Source organism: Ochrobactrum sp. 19YEA23 (assembly GCF_029909865.1).
Taxonomy (GTDB): domain Bacteria; phylum Pseudomonadota; class Alphaproteobacteria; order Rhizobiales; family Rhizobiaceae; genus Brucella; species Brucella gambitense.
This window is the reverse complement of the sequence record NZ_JASAMQ010000001.1, coordinates 20,364-40,478: the sequence shown is the minus strand read 5'-3', so window position 1 is coordinate 40,478 and position 20,115 is coordinate 20,364. Positions and strand designations below refer to the sequence as shown.

Here is a 20,115-nt window from a genome sequence, read left to right as displayed (position 1 = left end):
AGTCTCGCCGCTTTGTCATTTTGCGACCCGTCCCAGTTGGAGACTTAGTCTCACGCTTGGGGCGGGTTCTTTGTAATGAGCAAGAATTTTGGATTGCATTTTAGGCGGACAGCCTATCATCTGCTGGATGAGCCTTATGCAATTCAAAGTGCAGTTTTGCGCTTGCTGTAAAAAAGACATGCTCGACAGGCCCCATTGGGGAGGATGAAGGAGTTACTACGGTGGCAATCAAGACGGTTGGTATAGTCGGCGCGGGTCAGATGGGTGGCGGCATCGCCCATGTCTGCGCTCTGGCAGGTTTTAGTGTGCTTTTGCACGACGCTGCGCCGGACCGGCTGGAAAAGGGCATTGCCACCATCAACGGCAATATGGCGCGTCAGGTTTCTTCGGGCAAATTGCAGGAAGAAGAGCGCGCAGGTGCCATGAAGCTGATCCGTGCAGCAAATTCCATGGAAGACCTTGCAGGCGTCGATCTGGCCATTGAAGCGGCGACGGAAGACGAAACCGTCAAGCGCAAGATTTTCGCGCAGCTCTGCCCGATCCTGAACCCACAAGCCATTCTGGCGACTAACACGTCGTCGATCTCCATCACGCGGCTTGCTTCGACGACGGATCGTCCGGAGCGTTTCATCGGCATTCACTTCATGAACCCGGTGCCGGTGATGAAGCTTGTAGAGCTGGTGCGCGGCATAGCCACTGACGAGGATACATTCCGCAAGTCGAAGGATTTCGTGCAGGCACTCGGCAAGACAGTGACGGTCGCCGAGGATTTCCCGGCATTCATCGTCAACCGTATCCTGCTGCCGATGATCAATGAGGCGATCTATACGCTTTATGAAGGTGTGGGCAGCGTCGAAGCCATCGATACGGCCATGAAGCTTGGTGCCAACCATCCGATGGGGCCGTTGCAGCTGGCAGACTTCATCGGTCTCGACACCTGCCTTTCAATCATGCAGGTGCTGCATGACGGTCTCGCGGATTCCAAATACCGCCCGTGCCCGCTGCTGGTCAAATATGTCGAAGCAGGCTGGCTTGGACGCAAGACGGGCCGCGGCTTCTACGATTATCGCGGCGAGCATCCGGTGCCAACGCGCTGATAGCGCCATATCCATACAATAGAAAAAGCCGGTTTCGACCGGCTTTTTTTGTGAGAATTTTCAACTGTGACAAGTTTCAGGCACCTGTGGAAAACCTGAATATCGTTACCATTAACTTACCGTTAACGATGCCGGTTTAGCACTTATTCATCTTTGATCGTTAAAGTTTTCATTAAGATGTTCGGAAGTGAAGATTACTTCACAAGCTCACATTGAGCGCAGTGAACATCCTTTCGAACATGATTTAGATGAAGGTGAAAGCGATGAGCATTCTTGTTCAGCTGCGTGACAGCGTTAATGTCATCCGCGAGTTCGTCGCACCGAGCTATCGGCCCGAGCGCCATTACATGCGCGGACCTGGCCCGGCTTGCGAAGCACGCACGCGCCACTAAAGTGCATTTCGATCTGATTATATCAGGTCGGACTGTGCTCTAAGCCTCTCCCAAGGCACCCCAGAATGAAATAAAGCCAGAACGGTCGCCCGCTCTGGCTTTTTGCTTTTCTGAATTCAGGCTTCGATAAAGCCGATTATTCCAGACCTTCAAACAGCGCCGTCGAGAGATAGCGTTCTGCAAAGGAAGGAATGATGATGACAATGTTCTTGCCAGCATTTTCTGGGCGCTTGCCGACTTCGATCGCAGCGGAGAGCGCCGCGCCAGACGAAATGCCAACCGGAATGCCTTCGATACGGGCGATCAGGCGTGCATTGGCAAAGGAATCCTCGTTGGAAACCTGCACGACTTCATCGTAAACGCCGGTGTCGAGCGTCTTCGGTGCAAAGCCAGCACCAATGCCCTGGATCTTGTGCGGGCCGGGCGTGCCGCCGGACAGGACAGGGGAATCCTTCGGCTCGACGGCGATCACCTTGAAGGACGGCTTTCGCGCCTTGATCACCTGACCAACGCCGGTGATGGTGCCGCCAGTGCCGATGCCGGAAATCAGAATGTCAGCTTCGCCATTGGTGTCGTTCCAGATTTCCTCCGCCGTCGTGCGGCGATGAATTTCCGGATTGGCAGGGTTTTCAAACTGCTGCGGAATGATGGCGTTCGGATTGCCCTCGGCAATTTCCTCAGCCTTAGCGATCGCGCCCTTCATGCCTTTCGCGCCTTCGGTCAGCACGAGTTCGGCACCGAGAAGCTTGAGCAGCTTACGGCGTTCCACCGACATGGTTTCCGGCATGGTCAGCACAAGGCGATAGCCTTTGGCCGCTGCGGCAAAGGCAAGCGCAATACCGGTATTGCCGGAGGTCGGCTCGACGAAAACCGTCTTGCCGGGCACGGCCTTGCCCTGTTCTTCAAGCGCCTCGATGAGTGCTAGACCGATGCGGTCCTTCACACTTGCCAGCGGATTGAAGAATTCCAGCTTCACGAGAAGGTTCGCGACAACGCCGTTTTCCTTGGCAAATTTATCAATGCGTACAAGCGGCGTGTTGCCGATTGTTTCCAGAATCGAGCCGTAAACGCGGCCGCGTCCTGCAGTTTCGTTGCTCTTCGAGCCAAGGGGTTTGTTCATAGCGTAATCTCCCTTCATGTTGCGCAAAGTTTAAGAGTAAACAGCGCAAAAGCATAGCTGGACATGTGCGCTTGATGCATCATGTTTAGAATTATATTCTATATAATCGTATTTTTTAAAAGTGAATTCCATCATAATTGGGAGTGGGCGTATTAGCTTATCTAGAAGCTTATTGATCCGCGTCAATGCATTGGCTTGGGTAAGGCGCGCATAATCAAGCTATCAGGCAACCAGGAGATCGAGAGATGTACAAGAATATTCTGATCGCGACCGACGGGTCGGACCTCGCTGAAAGGGGTGTCGATCAGGGCGTGGAACTGGCCAAGGAAACGGGTGCGAAAGTGACTTTCGTCTCGGTGACCGAGCTTCTGCCGTCCTATGGCATCGTCGTTGCGGCGGAATGGGCATCGAGCCCGGTTGCGTTTCAGGAATATCGCGAAGCAATCACCAAGGCTGCGACGGAGATTTTGACCGCAGCCAAGGGTAAGGCGAAAGCCGCAGGCGTGACCGCTGAAGCGGTGCATGTCGAAAACCAGTCGCCCGCGCAAGGCATTGTGGAAGCTGCGAAATCCCATGGCAGCGATCTGATCATCATTTCCTCGCATGGCCGTCGCGGCGTCAACAAGCTCCTGCTCGGCAGTCAGGCGGCGGAAGTCCTGTCGCTCAGCACTGTGCCTGTGCTGGTGATCAAGTAATAGGCAGCTATTTGTTTTCTTTTGGGTGTTTTTCACGGGTTCAGCGATTACCCGCGAGAGGCAAACAACGAAAGAAGATTGCCGATGACCTCTGTTAAGCTCCTCTTGTCCGCCTATCTGGTTGGGCAAGAGGAGTTTGGCTTTTCAGGAGGTCTGCATGACTGCGCCGCGCCCTTACAAGACCCACTTGGGCAACCACCTGCTTCATCCCGAAACACAAATGCTGAATTACGGCTATGATCCGGAGCTTTCCGAAGGCGCGGTCAAGCCACCCGTTTTTCTGACTTCAACCTTCGTTTTCAAGACCGCCGAGGATGGGCGCGATTTCTTCGATTTCGTTTCCGGTCGCAAAGAGCCGCCCGCCGGTGTGGGCGCGGGACTGGTCTATTCGCGCTTCAATCATCCCAACAGCGAAATCGTCGAAGATCGTCTGGCGGTCTATGAGGGTGCGGAAAGTTCGGCGCTGTTTTCGTCTGGCATGTCGGCGATCGCGACCACACTCTTTGCCTTTGCGCGCCCCGGCGACGTCATTTTGCATTCACAGCCGCTTTATGGCGGTACCGAAACGCTGTTGGCTAAGACGTTCTTGAATTTTGGTGTGGAAGCCGTGGCCTTCGCCGATGGCGTGCATGAAGCGGCAATCGAAAAAGCGGCAGAAGAAGCCTTGGCCAAGGGGCGCGTCTCGGTCATCCTGATTGAAACACCAGCCAACCCGACCAATAGTCTGGTCGATATAGCGGCCATACGGCGTGTAGCGGAAAAAGTCGAACAGCGGCAGGGACATCGTCCGATCATTGCCTGCGACAATACCTTGCTGGGACCGGTTTTCCAGAAGCCGCTCGACCATGGCGCGGATCTGTCGGTCTATTCGCTGACCAAATATGTCGGCGGCCATTCCGATCTGATTGCGGGCGCAGTGCTCGGCTCTAAATCCATTGTCCGGCAGGTGAAGGCGTTACGCGGCGCCATCGGCACGCAGCTCGATCCGCATTCCTGCTGGATGCTCGGACGCTCGCTGGAAACGCTTGGCCTGCGTATGGAGCGCGCAGACAGCAATGCGCGGGCGATTGCAGAATTCCTGCGCGATCATCCGAAGGTCGAAAAGCTGCATTATCTGCCATTTGAGGATGAGAATTCCGATGTCGGTGCATTGTTCAAGCGGCAATGCACGGGCGCTGGCTCCACATTCTCCTTTGATATCAAAGGCGGGCAGGCAGCAGCGTTTCGCTTCCTCAATGCGCTTCAGATTTTGAAACTCGCGGTCAGTCTCGGCGGTACGGAATCGCTTGCGAGCCACCCGGCCGCGATGACCCATTCCGGCGTTCCGATTGAAGTACGCGAGCGCATTGGTGTGCTGGAATCGACCATCCGCCTGTCTATCGGCATCGAGCATCCAGACGATCTGATTGCCGATCTCGCTCAGGCGCTGGAAGCAGCCTAATCTGGTGGTACGAATCAAAACCTGGGGCCGTGAGGAGCGGCCCCGGTTTTCAGGAATGCATTCAAACAGGAAGCGACCATGCCCATCATTCCGTTCATTGAGGAGAAGGCCGGCGAGATGCGCGCGGTTTTCGAGGATTTGCATCGTCATCCCGAAATCGGCTTTGAGGAAAAGCATGCTTCGGGCGTGGTTGCTGATCTTTTGGGACAATGGGGTTTCGATGAAGTTCATACCGATATCGCGACGACCGGGGTTGTCGGCATCTTGAAGGGGCGTCAGGCTGGCAATCGCCGTATCGGTCTGCGCGCCGATATGGACGCTTTGCCAATCGATGAAATCTCCGGTGTGCCCTATACATCGCAAAATCCGGGCCGCATGCATGCCTGTGGCCATGACGGCCACACGACGATGCTGCTGGGCGCTGCGCAATATCTGGCGGCGACCCGCAATTTTGAAGGCAGCGCGGTTTTCGTCTTTCAGCCTGCGGAAGAGGGACTGGGCGGTGCGCGCCGCATGATCGCGGAAGGACTGTTCGAACGTTTCCCGTGTGATGAAATCTACGGCATGCACAATCAGCCCTTGGGAACGCTTGGCAAAGCGGTCATCCGCAAGGGCGCGGCCATGGCAGGCGCCAGCTTCTTTGATATCAAGCTGACCGGCAAAGGCAGCCATGCCGCCCAGCCGCATAATTCACGCGATGTGTTGGTGATCGGCGCCGATCTGGTCGGTCAGTTGCAGACCATCGTCTCGCGCAATATTCCGCCGACCGAGGCTTGCGTTGTTTCCTGCACGCAGTTTCACACGGGCAGTGCCTATAATATCGTGCCGGAAGTGGCGACGATCACGGGTACGATCCGCTATTTCGAGAAGCGCGTCTGTGAGCTTGCCGAAAGCCGCCTGCGCGAAATATGCGCTGGTGTCGCTGCCGGTTACGGCGTGACGGTGGATGTCGATCTTCGCAATGTATTCGATGTCCTGCGTAACGACCATGATCTGTCGGACGCCTATATGGCGGCGGCGCGCGATGTGCTTGGCGAAGCCAATGTCAGCGATGATGCTCCTGCTGCCATGGGCAGTGAGGATTTTGCCGATATGCTGGCGCGTGTGCCGGGGGCCTATATCAACGTACAGCACGCCGGTAAGGCCGCACTTCACAATCCCGCCTTTACGCTCGATCCTGCGACCCTGCCTATCGGTTCGTCGATCTATGCGCGTATCGTAGAAACCCGGCTGCCAATGGACCGCGAGCAAGCCGCATAACGGCGAGGTTCCGGCCTAATGGCGATAATCGATTTCCGATAGCAGCTCCTGCAATTGCGGGGCTGCGTTTGTCGCAGACCAGCTGCCGCTATTGCCGAGGCTGCGGAACGTTGCTCCGGCGGCCAATGCGATTTCGTTCGGCAGTTTCGCATCGGCCAGCATTTCTGACAGCGCTTCCATTTCTTCCGCGCGGCGCAGGATATGGCGTGGGTACGTCGGCACCAGCTTGGCTAGATCGGATAGCGTACCGCCCAGATGATGGTCAATCAGCTCAAACAGCGGATCGGTCACACCGAAGGCATTGGCAGTGTTGGCCGTCTCGAACAATGCTGCCGCTACAGTTCTGTTGAACCCGGCGAATGCCATTTTTGAAAACCGATGCCCGTGCGATTTCTTCACCAAGCGAGATGACGGGCAACAGGCCCTCAAACAACGTCTCAAGAGGTTTTGTGTCGGGCCCACTGGCATAAATGCGGCCTTCGTCACCGAGATGCGATGCGCGACCAATGATGCAGGCATTGCAGAAAGGAAGCGAAGCATTGCCGAAAGCCGCGTTCAGATGCTCGGCATCGGCGGGTGTCTTGGCATTCATATCGACGAAAAGCGGCGCGGCTCCTTGTTCGCGGCAGGCTGCAATTGCTTGTTCGGCGACGTCAATGACTGCCGATGGCGGCACGAGCGATAGCACCAAATCGCTTTCAGCAACGGCGGAAGCCATGTCGTCGCGCAATTCGACGCCGATTGACTGGGCGGACTTTTGCGTTTGTTCGCTGCGACCGCCCATCGGGCTTATCACTTTATGTCCAGCGGAAATCAGCAATTTGGCAAAAGCGCCGCCCATATCGCCGGGATAGAGAAGAGTGATCGTGGACATTATGAGCCTCCTGAGGGGTTTCTGACTTCCGGCGAGGCCTTGCGCGCCGTACTGGCGCCAAACAATGCCAACCCGCCGAGAACGGAAATGACGGCATAAATCTCGAAAGCGAACGTATAGCTGCCCGTCATATCGAACAGCAGTGCCGCCAGCATCGGCCCGCCAATGCCGGAGATCATCACCATGGGCGTAACTGCCCCCATGATAGCGCCCTGGTTCTTGCGACCGAACAGCGAGGCCAACAGAAATGGCATCATCATGATGAGCCCGCCCGCCGATAAGCCGCTGAGGATGCCGTATCCGAGTTGCAGGTGCCAGATACTGTCTGCATTGATGAATAGGATCAGCCCGATCGCCTGCATTGCCGAAAGGCCGAGGATCACCAAACGGGTCGGGAAGTGATCGGCAATAAAGCCAGTGAGCAATTTTCCCAGAATGGCGCAGATACTGTAGGTCATGATTACGCTGCCTGCTTCGGCTGTACTGAACCCCAGCGATTGCGCTGCAGGGATCTTGTGCAGCAAGGCGCCCTTCAGCACAAAGTCGGTCAGATTCCAGCCAATCATCAGAAACCAGAAACCCGGCGAACGCATCGCGTCTCCAACGGTCAGATCGGGGCCGGTATCAGTCGTTCTGGCTGCGGCATTCGCACTGTCCGGGTCTTCGCCGAACGGCTTGAGCCCCATGTCGGCAGGTTCGCGGCGCAGGACGAAAATTGCGAGCGGCACCAGAATGAGAACCGGCAGGAAGCCGAGAACGAACCAGGTTGAGCGCCAGTCGGAAATAGACAGAAGCCAGATGATCAGGGGGGGACATCAATATGCCGCCGAGATTGGCTCCTGACGAAACCAGACCGGTCGCCCGACCGCGTTGCGCTGAAAACCATTTGGCGATGAGCGGAAACACCAATGCGTTGGAGAGGCCCGCAACGCCTATGCCGCCGATAACGCCGAAGGTCAGTGCGAATTGCCAGAAGGTCTGGGCGACAGATGTCAGGCAGAAGGATAATCCGACAAGAACCGCGCCGATGATCATGACGGTTCGGGGGCCTCGCTGGTCCACCCACCGTCCGACGACAGGCGCCATGATCCCGGCGACCAGTTCCCGGAAGGCGATCAGTCCGGTGATCTGCGTATTGGACCAGCCAAGCTCTTCACGCGCCGGATTGATGATGAACCCCATCGTCTGGAACCCGATACCGGCGCGGATGCATGAGATGGCGAGGCAGGCCAGGGCAATGTACCAGGCATAATGAATGTGACTTGATTTACGCATGTTAGACGGCCCTCGGGAACAACGAGATGGGTCTTGAAAGCGGCGAAATATGCGGGTTTCGGCTGAAAAAAGGCGTAAGCGCGTCCTTGCCGATGCTGACGCATCGGTTCGCAATATCTTCGATTTGAAAGTTAAATCAGAGGACGCGGGTGTCGTGCCGCCACAAAGATACAGGGGTGCAACATGGCTGCACCCCTGCGCATTGTCGACAATGTCCAGACGGTTATTGCGTCATGAAGTCTAGGCATTCCAGCTCTCCTGTCCGAAGTTTTCGTTCGTCGAGCCCCCTAAACGACAGATGCTTTAAGCGTTCTCGGCGCCGTCTTTTTCCATTCGGGAAAGTGCGGACATCTTCTTCGCAGAAGCGGGCGCTACCATCGGATAATCGGACGGGAGGTTCCATTTCCGTCGATAAGCATCAGGTGTCAGCCCGAAGCGGCTCATCAAGGCGCGCTTGAGCGTCTTGTAGCGGCGGCCATCTTCCAGGCAGATGATGTAGTCCTCGAAGATCGATTCCTTGGGGTCAACCGAGGGTGTCGCGGGAGCTTCTTTGGGAGAAAAGCTCGATCCACCAGATAAACCACCAATACATTGACAGACATCCGTGATAACATTCAGTAGTTCTTCGGACGTCATCTGATTTTTGTTCACATATGAAGTTATAATATTATTAGCTAGCTTCACATGCAGAATTCTATTTCCATTGATATATTCTTTAGCTGCATTTTCGATAATACATCGCCAGATTGGAGGGATTATACTTTTTAAGATTTTATAGGTCGGCGGGAAGTTCGCCTGGGTCGAGTCCGTCACCTCAATTCCTAAACTTCCTAGTCAAGTATTATCTTATTTGACTTTACAGTAAAGTAAAAATTAACATTACGTAATGTAGCAATCTACGAAATATGGCGGGTTCAGCGTGAAGCTTGCGGGGTCGGTTTGGCAGCCGACAATATTTCCGGTCTGGCTCAATCAGATCGAATGCAAAGCCGGTTCAAGCGCGTGAAAGCGCCATCTGCCGGTCGGGCCGACAACGGCGCGATGTCCTCTAACAGATGCGTTTGCTGGCTTGATCAACCGGATCTGGTTGAGGCCGATCAGCAAAAAATCTCAAATTCACAGATAAAATGGTGCGGGTGGTCGGAATCGAACCGACACTCCTTTCGGAACCGGATTTTGAGTCCGGCGCGTCTACCAGTTCCACCACACCCGCACAGGTCTGCCGAAGCAGTTTGATATGGTCCAGAATGGACAGCGGGTTGGGATATACCGGCTAAACGAAACAACGTCAATTGCCCATAAGCGCAGGTTTTAGCGGGGAATGTCGATTGTTTCGAGCGGTCTGTGCAATGCCGCCAAGGAGCGGAGCGATGCGGGCGGTCGACATGTTTGAATTGGAGCTTGGGCAGTATGATATCACGAAACGGCCAGCATACCGCCTTGCCGTGTCCTACACAGGGCGCACTGTCCGGCCATCGCCACAATCAACCCCAGCTGGAAAACGCCGTGCGTTTTCACAGGCAGTATCATCGCAAAGCTATCAGCCGCAAACTTGGAACGCCTTTCGATCTGATTGAATCAGATGGGCGCTCTAATCATTTGTTTGACGCACATCTTCCCCGAAAACCGTTTTACACTTCTCGGGATGTGCTCCGGCCGGTTCGTTATGGCCTATCTATGGCGCAGACCGTGTTCAACCACGTTCCACACCACAACGACGGCAACAAAGCCGAGCAGGATGTAATCCAGCGTGCTGATATAGTGTAAATATTCCATAGCGCATCTCCTTCCCATGGGAGGGCGCGATGGCGGTTGCGAACCAGACGAAAGCCGGTCCTGATTGTTATGACCCGGAACGCTCCGCACCTCTTGCGAGGTTGGAAATGCACCGGTGCGGACCTCCTCTTCCGCCTGTCATGCGCTCTCCCGAAAAAGATGATAACACGCCGGGAAAGCTTTCACAAACTGTTGATCTTGCCCGCTATTTCGATAGCGGGCAAAGAACCGTTCTAGCTGCGATCTGTGAAGCTGCGAATGCGGTTACGCACGATGCGCGCGAGATTGCGGGTACGCTGATAAAGATGGATTTGCGATGCCGCCTGACGCGCAAGCCTGTCTGCACCGGGGTTCAATCCGACAACCAGTGTCTCAATGGTCTCGCGCTCCTGGAAGAGGCGCGTCATCACCGGATGGTCCGGCACGGCGCAGGAATCCGTTCTGAGAATATTCGGATCGTTCAGGTGGCTTTTTGCGACTTCGATCATGAGAAGAACGCCGGGCGAAAAAGGCTGAAGGCTTTCGTCATAGGCGGTTTTCCATGTCCAGGCTTCACCGGCAACGGTAAAGACGGTCAGGATGGCGATAACGCGCCCATCCAGCTCCAGCGTATGGATACGCACGCAATCGCGTTCGGCAAGATTGTTGACCGCCTCACGCGCAAAGGCGGCACGGAAACGGTCTACCGCCATAGCGGTACCGCGTTTTCCTTTCCAGCCGTTGGCTTCCAGTGAAAGGAAATGTTCGAAAGACTGCCGCACTTCATCGGGCGTGCGATAGATGCGGTGAGCGAGTTCACCCTTTTCGGCAAGACGCCTCCACAGGCGCTGATAATCGCGGCGATGGTGGGCGCCGATGGCCTGCTGAATGTAGCTGTCGCCGTCGAGATCGCTTTTGAGGAATGGGCGCTCTTTCTGTTCGATGGCGACGACTGGCAGTTGCCGGCCGACCGCGACCGAGCGGATGAGTTTTGCCGCAGCGCCATTAGCGCGCATTTCGGGCAGAACCAGCACATGGGGCAGTTTGAGGTGGTCGCGTGCCAGAATATCGAACAAATCTTCCACCACGCCGACCGGGTCGTCATGGTCGATCAGCGGTGTGCCCTGCGGGCCGAAAGGCGTCGACCAGGCACGGATAACCGGTGTGGACAGCGGAAGGCCGGGGCGCTCGATCGTATAGGGCATCACGAAGCGCAGGCGGCTGCGGATTTCGTTTTCGTCGCGCATGACCATGAAGCGGACTTCGCGATCTTCCAGCCGCGGCATGGCGGGAGCCAGAAAACGGGCGTTGAAGAAGACATTCGGCTCGATGGTCCGATTGCTCAGATGATCCAGTTCGTCGCGGAGTTCGAAGCCTGCCGCCGCACCGTAGATCGCCAACTTGCGCGGGATATCGCGGCTGTGAAGGCTTTCCTCCAGCTTTTTGGCAGCATCCATTGCGGAGGCTGTATCGGACAGTTCCGAAACGATGCGGGCTGCGTTTCCGCCTGCGGATTCTTCAAGCAAAGGTTTTGCGGCCATTACAAAATACCCTCCGGGCTATTGTCTCGATCTCGGGGGATGAGAATGAACATAGCGATATGCATGGTGCGAGAAACGGCTGTCGAAAGCAGGGCTGCTTCCATCAGCATGGCGATGGCTGTCGAAATGGCGGCGCCGGTCAGGCCGAAGCGTGGGATCAGCACCAGATTGAGAATGACATTCACAGCAAGTGTTGCGGCATAGAGCAGGGCGCAGATGTTCTGCTTGCCCGACATGTTGAGAAGGCTCTCCGCCGGTCCCACACTGGCGCGGGCGATTACGCCGATGATCAGGATGAACAGAAGCGGGTAGCCTGCCGTGAAAGCTGGGCCGAACAGGCGCAGCAGCGGATATCCGGCCATCAGGATGACGATACCGAGAACGAGTGTGGGCCAGAAGGTCCAGCGAACCGAGGCCTGCGCAAAGCTCGCAAATTCTCTGCGGTCACCGCTGTGCAACAGATCGGAATAACGCTGCGCCACACTGGCCTTCACCGCGAAATAGACGAAATGGGCGAGCGCCATGATCTTCGTGGCGGCGAAGTAAATTGCCACATGTTCAGGATCCATCTCGCGACCGACCATCAGAACATCGACATTGATCAGCAGGAAGAAGAAGCCCTCGACAAGAAAGATCGGCAGGGCGACTGTCATCCACTCACGCAGGCGCTGGTCGCGCATTGCGCTCGGAATGTCCTTTTGCAGCGAGCGGTCGACCGTGAAAAACTGTCCAACCGTGGTGATCCACGTTGCGGCAATCGATACGGAAAGCGCGGTTGCGGCCGTCGATGGCAAGCCCGAGACATGCGCCACGATCATGAACAGAAGCACGAGGAGCGGACGCACGATATAACTTGGCGTCAGCGCCATGGTGACCCAGGTGCGTGAACGGGCGATGCCATCCAGCATATTGCCGAGCGTGATCATCGGCAGGCAGACGAAACCCAGAATGAACGGTACGAGATAATAGCTGGCGACGTGATCCTTCAGCAGCCAGAGCGTGAGCGAGCCGATCAGCGCAATAATCGTTGCGGAGGCAAAGGCAAACGCGCGTCCGGTGAACAGAATGCCGCGCACCAGACCGAACATCTGGCGCTGAACATATTCCGGCACATAGCGAATGATCGTCGTGTGCAGGCCAAAGCAAGCGAGATCGCCGATAATGATCATTGTCAGCCAGACAAGAACGAAGATTCCATATTCAAATTCGCCCATCCAGCGGGCAAGAATAACTTGCGACAGGAGCGCGATGGCGGCGCTGGCCACGCGAACCGAAAAGGCGACAAGGGATGCACGCTGCGCTGCGGCCTGTGGACCGCTGTCGGTCAGCACAGAATCCAGCCGCTCCGTCATAGGACGAAGCCTGGCCGCGATGGTGCCGGGTAAAAACCGGCTCGCTGCTTCAGCTGCCGAAAACCACACGTCTTTGCCAACCCTGTTATGCGCCGCCCTTATGAATGAGCGTTTCGCTTGTTTGCGCCGAGATTTTCCCGGTCTTTGTGTCTGTCTTTCTCACACGTCCTATCCGAAATCTGTTTCAGGTTTTTCGGAACATGTTCGAATTCTTGCATCAGCCTGATGAGAGGCCGATGACCGGACATTAGATGGGAGTCCTTTAAAAAGGGAAAAAGGAAAAATCCAGCGAAAGATTTGGCGCAGAAAATGCCGAAATGGTGAGTATTTCCTGAATCCCGAGAATATATGCTTACTGTCTAATTAAAGCATCTGCTTAAAGATGGCAAAACAGGTTTATCTGTCGCTATGGGTGCAGGCCAGTATTCTTGTCTGGCTATAGAAAGCGCGATGAGAATTTGACGTGTTGCTGCGCCGGTCTTTGCACCTGCGGGTAGGGTACAAAGAAAAACCCCGGCGTGATAAGCGCCGGGGTTTTTGTCATTCGCCTTATTCGAAAGCACCGTGGCAGTGCTTGTATTTCTTGCCCGATCCGCATGGGCAGGCCTCGTTGCGGCTAACCTTGCCCCATGTGCGGGGATCGGCTGGATCGCGGTCGGCTGCCGGGACAACACGTTCATCGTGCTGATGATCGGTCCAGGCGGCATCGTCGAAATCGTTCTGCCCCGTCGTCTCGTCGATGTGACGACCGTGCATAACCGGCAGTTCCGGCTCCTGCGGCGCTTCACGGACAATTTCAACGCGCATCAGCTGCGAGATGACCACTTCGCGCAGATTGGCCAGCATGGACTGGAACAGCTCGAAGGCTTCAGTCTTGTACTCGTTCAGCGGGTCGCGCTGGGCATAGCCGCGGAAGCCGACGACCGAGCGCAGATGGTCGAGGTTGACCAGATGCTCGCGCCACAGATTGTCGAGCGACTGCATGATGACCGACTTTTCAACATAGGTCATGATCTGCGGTCCGAAGCGTTCGGCACGGTCGGCAGCAGCCTTGTCGGCGGCTTCCTTGATGCGGTTCTCGAACTCTTCTTCGGCGATGCCTTCTTCCTTTGCCCATTCCTCGACCGGCAGATCGAGGTTGAGCTTGGTGGCGACATCTTCCTTCAGGCCGGCAATATCCCACTTTTCCGCATAGGCATCCTTGGGGATACGCAGGGCGACGATATCCTCGATAACCTCATGGCGCATTTCTGCGACTGTTTCGGTCAGGTCCGGCTCGTCCATCATTTCCAGACGCTGTTCGAAGATCACCTTGCGCTGATCGTTCATCACGTCGTCGTACTTGAGCAGGTTCTTACGAATTTCGAAGTTGCGTGCTTCGACCTTCTTCTGAGCTTTTTCGAGCGCCTTGTTGATCCAGGGATGGACGATGGCCTCGTCTTCCTTGAGACCGAGCTTCTGCAGCATGCCGTCCATACGGTCGGAGCCGAAGATGCGCATCAGGTCGTCCTGCAGCGACAGGAAGAACTTGGAACGGCCCGGATCGCCCTGACGACCGGAACGACCGCGCAGCTGGTTGTCGATACGGCGGCTTTCGTGGCGCTCGGTAGCGAGAACATAAAGCCCGCCTGCGGCAAGCGCCTTTTCTTTCAGCTGCGCGATATCGGCCTTGATCTCGGCGATCTTGGCGTCGCGTTCCGGACCTTCCGGCATGTCCGCCAGTTCCTCGCGAACGCGCATTTCCAGATTGCCGCCGAGCTGGATGTCAGTACCGCGACCCGCCATGTTGGTGGCGATGGTGACAGTGCCCGGCACACCGGCCTGCGCAATAATGTAAGCTTCCTGCTCGTGATAGCGGGCGTTCAGGACCTGGAAGTCCTTGATGCCTTCTTTACGCAGACGCTCGGCCAGAAGTTCCGACTTTTCAATCGACGTCGTGCCGACGAGGATCGGCTGGCCCTTTTCGTGCGATGCGCGAATATCGCGAACTATGGCTTTGTATTTTTCTTCGACAGTGCGGTAAACTTCGTCGTCCTCGTCGATACGCTGCACAGGCAGGTTGGTCGGGATTTCGAGAACTTCGAGACCGTAAATATTGCCGAACTCTTCCGCTTCGGTCGCAGCCGTACCGGTCATGCCGGAGAGCTTGTTATACATGCGGAAATAGTTCTGGAAGGTGATCGAGGCCAGCGTCTGGTTTTCCGGCTGGATCGTCACATGTTCCTTGGCTTCCAGCGCCTGGTGCAGGCCTTCCGAATAACGGCGGCCCGGCATCATGCGGCCGGTGAATTCGTCGATGATGACGATTTCGTCGTTGCGGACGATATAGTCCTTGTCGCGCTGGAACAGCTTGTGAGCGCGCAGCGCATTGTTCAGATGGTGAACCACGGCGACATTTTCGATGTCGTAGAGGCTTTCACCCTTCAGATGACCTGCGGCTTCCAGAAGCTGCTCGACCTTTTCGGTGCCGACTTCGGTGAAGATGGCGGTCTTCTGCTTCTCGTCGACTTCGTAATCTTCTTCTGCCAGCGGCGGAATGAACGTGTCGATGAGGTTGTAGAACTCCGAGCGATCTTCCAGCGGGCCGGAAATGATCAGCGGGGTGCGCGCTTCGTCGATGAGGATCGAATCCACTTCGTCGACGATGGCGTAGTTATGCGGGCGCTGCACCATCTGGGCGCGCTCATACTTCATGTTATCGCGCAGATAATCGAAGCCGAGTTCGTTATTGGTGCCGTAGGTGATGTCGCAGGCATAGGCCTCGCGACGCTCATCGTCGTCCAGACCGTGCTTGATGACGCCGACCGTCAGGCCAAGGAAATTGTAAAGACGACCCATCGTCTCCGCATCGCGGGTGGCGAGGTAGTCGTTGACCGTCACGACATGCACGCCCTTGCCCTCAATCGCATTGAGGTAGACGGGCAGGGTCGCCATCAGCGTCTTGCCTTCACCGGTGCGCATTTCAGCGATGCCGCGTTCATGCAGCACCATGCCGCCGATCAGCTGTACATCGAAGGGACGCATGCCCAATATGCGCTTGGCGGCTTCACGCGCGGTTGCAAAAGCGTCCGGCAGAATGGCGTCGAGCGTCTTTCCTTCAGCCAGTGCGGCGCGGAATTCGGCGGTCTTGGCCTGAAGCTGCTCATTGGTGAGCATTTCGTAATTCTTCTCAAGCGCGGTAATTTGCTCCGCACGCTGACGCAGGGTCTTTACCTGGCGGTCGTTGGATGAACCGAATATCTTGCGGGCGAGGCCGCCAAAGCTGACCATCTCTGGTCCTTTCCTGTCCGTTCAGCCGGAAGCGCTTCCGGCAATGTCGAATGCTTTATTCACGCGTATTGAAACAAATGCAAGAAAAGTACACCGCTAAAGCAGCCCTTCAAGGCGCAATTTTGGCACAATTTCCCCCCGCCGCTCGCCGAGCGTCCAAACCCCGGCAGATTTGCAGGGTATCGCTGGAAACACTCTGGACGCAAAGCCGAAGGACAGATAAGTGGGGCTTAGGGCGATGTCAACGTTGCTCAACAGGCCGGAAATCCCGCTCTTTCGTGACAGGGTGGCGGTATCCGGGCCAAATTCCGCCGCATTCATCGGGCCGGTAAGCGGTCTCGAAGGAGAGAATCTCATATGAAAGCCATTCTCAAAGCCCCTTATCGCAAGGCTCTCGCTGTTCTTGCGGCATCCGTTGCCCTCGCAAGCCTCTCCGGCGCGGCCTCGTTCGCGCAGGACGCGGCGCCCAAGCCTGCGGATGCGGCACAGACTGCAGCCGCTCCGGCTGAAAAAGAAGATCCGGCAAAGGTTCTGGCAACTGTCAACGGCAAGGACATCACTGTCGGCGACGTTGATCAGGCCGCTGGCGATCTCGATCCGCAGTTTGCCCGTCTTCCGGCTGAACAGCGTCGTCTGGCAGCCCTGGCCGCACTGATCGACATCAAGGCGATGTCGGCGGAAGCGGAAAAGGAAAAGCTCGATCAGACCGACGAGTTCAAAGCCCGTCTGGCTTTCCTGCGTGAACGCGCCCTGCACAACGAATATTTCAAGGACGCCATCGTCGACAAGATCAGCGATGCCGATATTCGCGCTCGCTACGACAAGGAAATTGCCGCCATGCCGCCTCAGGTTGAGGTGCGTGCGCGTCACATTCTCGTGAAGACGAAGGAAGAAGCGGAAGCCATTATCAAGAAGCTCGCCGGTGGTGCGAAGTTCGAAGATCTGGCCAAGGAAAGCTCCACGGACGGTTCTGCTGCCAATGGCGGCGATCTCGGCTATTTCACCGAAGGCCAGATGGTTCCGGAATTCGAAAAGGCGGCCTTTGCGCTCAAGCCTGGCGAATACACGAAGGAGCCGGTGCAGACCCAGTTCGGTTTCCACGTCATTCAGCTTGAAGATCGCCGTACCAAGCAGCCGCCTGCATTCGATCAGGTCAAGGAACAGATCCGTTCGATCATTCTGCGTGAGCGTTATGTCGAAACGGTCAAGAAGCTCCGCGATGCGATGAAGATCGACTACAAGGATCCGGCCGTCGAAAAGGCGATGAAGGATGCAGCCGCCGCACAGGATGCTGGCGAGACGGGCGACGCCCCTGAAGGCGATCAGCCGCAGCAGTAAACTTCTTAAGAAGTCAAACGCCCCGGTCTTCCGGGGCGTTTTTCATTGTATCTGCGTTTTTGCTTGATTTTGTCCTGCAAACATTTCCAATGCGCCAGAATCAAGACTATCGATGAACCATCGAACCGAACACCCTGAACCGACCCTTTTGAGGCACTCATGTCTGCGTCCGTTTCTCCGCTCGCTCCAAAACATTACCCGTCCATGCCTGCCATCGACGGTGTGCGCATTGCTACTGCCGCTGCCGGTATCAAATATAAGGGCCGAACCGATGTGATGCTGATGGTGTTCGACCGTCCGGCAGAAGCCGCAGGTGTGTTCACCCGTTCGCTCTGCCCGTCTGCACCGGTCGATTTTTGCCGCAAGAACCTCGTTCACGGCAAGGCGCGCGCTGTCGTGGTGAATTCGGGCAATGCCAATGCCTTTACCGGCGTGAAAGGCAAGGCTGCAACCGAGGCTACAGCGGAAGCCGCTGCAAAGGCCGTTGGCTGCAGCACGACCGATGTGTTCCTGGCTTCGACCGGTGTGATCGGCGAGCCGCTCGATGCGAGCAAATTCTCGCATCTGCTGGGCGACATGAACAAGGACGCGGTCGAGGATTTCTGGACGGAAGCTGCCAAGGCTATCATGACCACGGACACCTATCCGAAGGTCGCCACCGAAACGGTGCTTCTGGGCAAGGTTCCAGTCACGATCAACGGCATCGCCAAGGGCGCAGGCATGATCGCGCCGGACATGGCGACCATGCTGTCCTTCATCGTCACCGATGCGCCGATCAAGGCCGATGTGCTGCAAAGCCTGCTTTCGAAGGGTGCAAACAAGAGCTTCAACGCGGTGACTGTCGATAGTGACACCTCCACCTCCGACACGCTGATGCTGTTTGCAACCGGCGCTGCGGCTGGTCGCGGCGCGCCGAAGATCACGGATGTGTCCGACAAGCGCCTGAAGGAATTCAAGAAGGCGCTGAGGCGCGTTCTGAAATCGCTGGCCTTGCAGGTCGTGCGCGACGGCGAAGGCGCACGCAAGATGATTGAAATCGAAGTGACAGGCGCCAAGTCGTCGGCTTCGGCCAAGAAGATTGCGCTGTCCATCGCCAACTCGCCGCTGGTCAAGACTGCCGTGGCGGGTGAAGACGCCAACTGGGGTCGTGTTGTCATGGCTGTCGGTAAGGCAGGGGAACCGGCTGATCGCGACAAGCTCGCCATTTCGTTCGGCGATATCCGCGTTGCCTATCAGGGCGAGCGTGATCCTGCTTATTCCGAACAAGCAACCTCCGCCTATATGAAGGGCGAGGATATCCGCATCCATGTCGATCTTGGCATCGGTCGCGGTGAAGCCACCGTCTGGACCTGCGATCTCACCAAGGAATATGTGGCGATTAACGGCGATTATAGAAGTTAAACGGCTTCGCGCCGACAGATGTTGAAATGCTTGCAGGAATTCCAATGACCAAACCGAGTCTTGCCATTGTCCGCCAGCTTGAAGCCGTAGGCTTCCGCGCCTGGCCTGCCACGTCGGTTCATTACGACGGAACATGGGCGATCCGCATGACGGCAGCGCATTCCTCCAAGCGTTTGAACTCGATTAATCCGCTCGATCCGGGTGACACGCGGGATATTCCAACCCGCGTGGAACTGGCGGCCCAGCGTTTTCGCGCCTATGGCCGTGTACCGTGCTTCCGGCTTTCGCCGCTCGCACCCGTCGAGCTTGAGGACTATCTCGAAGGCCTCGGCTGGAAGCGTCAGGACGAAACCATCGTCATGACATGCAATCTGGCCGAGACCGACCTTTCCGGTGAAATCGATCAGATTCCGCTGAAAGACATTGGCCGTTTTGTCGATGCGTCGCTGTCCATTCACGAGCGCCCGGAAGATATGCGTCCCGGCATGTCTGAAATTCTGGACGGTATCCGTCCGAACAAGGGTATGTTCGTGCTGGAAGAAGGCGGACGTGCAGTGTCCGATGTGCTGTGCGTGCAGGATGGCGTCATGGCCGGATTGTTCGATGTCGGCACCTTGCCTGCCGCCCGTCGAAAAGGCTACGGCCACAGTATTGTCGGCTCGGCGCTCAAATGGGCGGCAAAGCTTGGCGCAAAGACGGCGTGGCTACAAATCGAAGCGCAAAACGTCGCCGGTCTCGCGCTGTACGAACGTTTCGGCTTTCAGGAAGCCTATCGTTACGCCTATCGGGAGAGCAATGAGAAATGAGCGAAGTGAAGAGCCGTCGCATTCTTCTCGTTGCAGCCTGTGCGCTGGTGGATTCCGATGGGCGGGTGCTGCTGGCCCAGCGCCCGGAAGGCAAGCAGCTTGCAGGCCTTTGGGAGTTTCCCGGCGGTAAGGTGGAGCCGGGCGAAACGCCGGAAGAGACGTTGATCCGTGAATTGCAGGAAGAAATCGGCATCACGACGAAGGTTGCCTGCCTCGCGCCTTTGACTTTTGCCAGCCATACTTATGATGATTTTCATCTGCTGATGCCGCTTTATGTCTGCCGTCGTTTCGAAGGCATTGCGCGGGGGCTGGAAGGGCAGGCGCTGAAATGGGTCCGCCCGAAGGATATGCGCGATTATCCGATGCCTCCGGCGGATGAACCCTTGATCCCGTTCCTCATCGACCTTCTATAGTTTTCGAAAATTTGGGCTGCTTATTAACAGCTGTGAAAAAGCTGACAATTTCTTACGATTAAGGCAGTCGGTTAATCTCTGATTC

The 20,115-nt window shown here is 56.3% G+C and carries 18 protein-coding genes and 1 tRNA gene; 9 read left to right on the top strand and 10 right to left on the bottom strand.

Translation table 11 applies throughout. The annotated features are described in order from the left end of the window. Nucleotides 1–221: 221 nt before the first annotated feature. Nucleotides 222–1,097, top strand: a complete 876-nt coding sequence (locus tag QBD01_RS00175) for a 3-hydroxybutyryl-CoA dehydrogenase (protein ID WP_182518834.1) — start codon at nt 222–224, stop codon at nt 1,095–1,097. Between the two features lie 263 nt (nt 1,098–1,360). Then, on the top strand, nt 1,361–1,489 hold the full coding sequence (locus QBD01_RS00170; protein WP_268898867.1) for a hypothetical protein: 129 nt from the start codon (nt 1,361–1,363) through the stop codon (nt 1,487–1,489). Between the two features lie 136 nt (nt 1,490–1,625). Here the strand turns inward: QBD01_RS00170 and cysK are convergent, their stop codons facing one another. Beyond that, nucleotides 1,626–2,609 carry a cysteine synthase A gene (cysK, locus tag QBD01_RS00165; protein WP_280991148.1) on the bottom strand — a complete coding sequence of 328 codons (984 nt, stop codon included), beginning with the start codon at nt 2,607–2,609 and terminating at the stop codon, nt 1,626–1,628. A gap of 245 nt (nt 2,610–2,854) precedes the next feature. Between cysK and QBD01_RS00160 the strand changes: the two genes are divergently transcribed. The 3 genes from QBD01_RS00160 to QBD01_RS00150 all read left to right on the top strand — a co-directional run bounded on the left by QBD01_RS00160 (nt 2,855) and on the right by QBD01_RS00150 (nt 6,005). Next, nucleotides 2,855–3,304 carry a universal stress protein gene (locus QBD01_RS00160; RefSeq protein ID WP_280991147.1) on the top strand — a complete coding sequence of 150 codons (450 nt, stop codon included), beginning with the start codon at nt 2,855–2,857 and terminating at the stop codon, nt 3,302–3,304. A 157-nt stretch (nt 3,305–3,461) separates the two neighbouring features. Beyond that, a complete protein-coding gene (locus QBD01_RS00155) occupies nt 3,462–4,745 on the top strand; it encodes a cystathionine gamma-synthase family protein (protein WP_280991146.1) in 1,284 nt (427 codons plus the stop codon). 78 nt (nt 4,746–4,823) lie between these two features. Continuing rightward, complete coding sequence (locus QBD01_RS00150) at nt 4,824–6,005, top strand: M20 aminoacylase family protein (RefSeq protein WP_280991145.1); 1,182 nt, start codon at nt 4,824–4,826, stop codon at nt 6,003–6,005. Nucleotides 6,006–6,020: 15 nt separating this feature from the next. On the opposite strand, the gene QBD01_RS00145 is transcribed toward QBD01_RS00150, so the two are convergent. From QBD01_RS00145 to secA, 9 genes are all read right to left on the bottom strand, one after another. Next, a complete protein-coding gene (locus QBD01_RS00145) occupies nt 6,021–6,332 on the bottom strand; it encodes a DUF1932 domain-containing protein (protein ID WP_280991144.1) in 312 nt (103 codons plus the stop codon). Then, nucleotides 6,277–6,879, bottom strand: coding sequence for an NAD(P)-binding domain-containing protein (locus QBD01_RS00140; RefSeq protein ID WP_280991143.1), 603 nt, complete (start codon nt 6,877–6,879; stop codon nt 6,277–6,279). The genes QBD01_RS00145 and QBD01_RS00140 overlap by 56 nt, the downstream gene beginning before the upstream one ends. Continuing rightward, entirely contained in the window at nt 6,879–7,565 is a 687-nt protein-coding gene (locus tag QBD01_RS00135) for an MFS transporter (protein WP_280991142.1), read from the bottom strand. Before QBD01_RS00135 ends, QBD01_RS00140 begins: the two co-directional genes overlap by 1 nt. Continuing rightward, complete coding sequence (locus tag QBD01_RS00130; RefSeq protein WP_280991141.1) at nt 7,504–8,154, bottom strand: MFS transporter; 651 nt, start codon at nt 8,152–8,154, stop codon at nt 7,504–7,506. Before QBD01_RS00130 ends, QBD01_RS00135 begins: the two co-directional genes overlap by 62 nt. 303 nt (nt 8,155–8,457) lie before the next feature. After that, nucleotides 8,458–8,967, bottom strand: a complete 510-nt coding sequence (locus QBD01_RS00125; RefSeq protein WP_280991140.1) for a MucR family transcriptional regulator — start codon at nt 8,965–8,967, stop codon at nt 8,458–8,460. A 315-nt stretch (nt 8,968–9,282) separates the two neighbouring features. Then, nucleotides 9,283–9,367: transfer RNA gene (locus QBD01_RS00120), tRNA-Leu, on the bottom strand. A 796-nt stretch (nt 9,368–10,163) separates the two neighbouring features. Further along, on the bottom strand, nt 10,164–11,450 hold the full coding sequence (bspF, locus tag QBD01_RS00115; RefSeq protein WP_280991139.1) for a type IV secretion system effector crotonyl transferase BspF: 1,287 nt from the start codon (nt 11,448–11,450) through the stop codon (nt 10,164–10,166). After that, a complete protein-coding gene (locus QBD01_RS00110) occupies nt 11,450–12,802 on the bottom strand; it encodes a polysaccharide biosynthesis C-terminal domain-containing protein (protein WP_280991138.1) in 1,353 nt (450 codons plus the stop codon). The genes bspF and QBD01_RS00110 overlap by 1 nt, the downstream gene beginning before the upstream one ends. A 549-nt stretch (nt 12,803–13,351) precedes the next feature. Further along, nucleotides 13,352–16,072: a preprotein translocase subunit SecA gene (gene secA / locus QBD01_RS00105; protein ID WP_280991136.1), complete on the bottom strand. Its 2,721-nt coding sequence runs from the start codon at nt 16,070–16,072 to the stop codon at nt 13,352–13,354. Nucleotides 16,073–16,429: 357 nt separating this feature from the next. Between secA and QBD01_RS00100 the strand changes: the two genes are divergently transcribed. The 4 genes from QBD01_RS00100 (at nt 16,430) to mutT (ending at nt 20,030) form a co-directional block, all read left to right on the top strand. After that, nucleotides 16,430–17,410, top strand: coding sequence for a peptidylprolyl isomerase (locus QBD01_RS00100; RefSeq protein ID WP_182518823.1), 981 nt, complete (start codon nt 16,430–16,432; stop codon nt 17,408–17,410). A gap of 159 nt (nt 17,411–17,569) precedes the next feature. After that, entirely contained in the window at nt 17,570–18,811 is a 1,242-nt protein-coding gene (argJ, locus tag QBD01_RS00095) for a bifunctional glutamate N-acetyltransferase/amino-acid acetyltransferase ArgJ (protein WP_280991135.1), read from the top strand. Nucleotides 18,812–18,855: 44 nt separating this feature from the next. Next, nucleotides 18,856–19,617, top strand: coding sequence for an N-acetyltransferase (locus tag QBD01_RS00090; RefSeq protein WP_182518821.1), 762 nt, complete (start codon nt 18,856–18,858; stop codon nt 19,615–19,617). Next, nucleotides 19,614–20,030, top strand: coding sequence for an 8-oxo-dGTP diphosphatase MutT (gene mutT, locus QBD01_RS00085; protein WP_078341032.1), 417 nt, complete (start codon nt 19,614–19,616; stop codon nt 20,028–20,030). Before QBD01_RS00090 ends, mutT begins: the two co-directional genes overlap by 4 nt. Nucleotides 20,031–20,115: the final 85 nt, after the last annotated feature.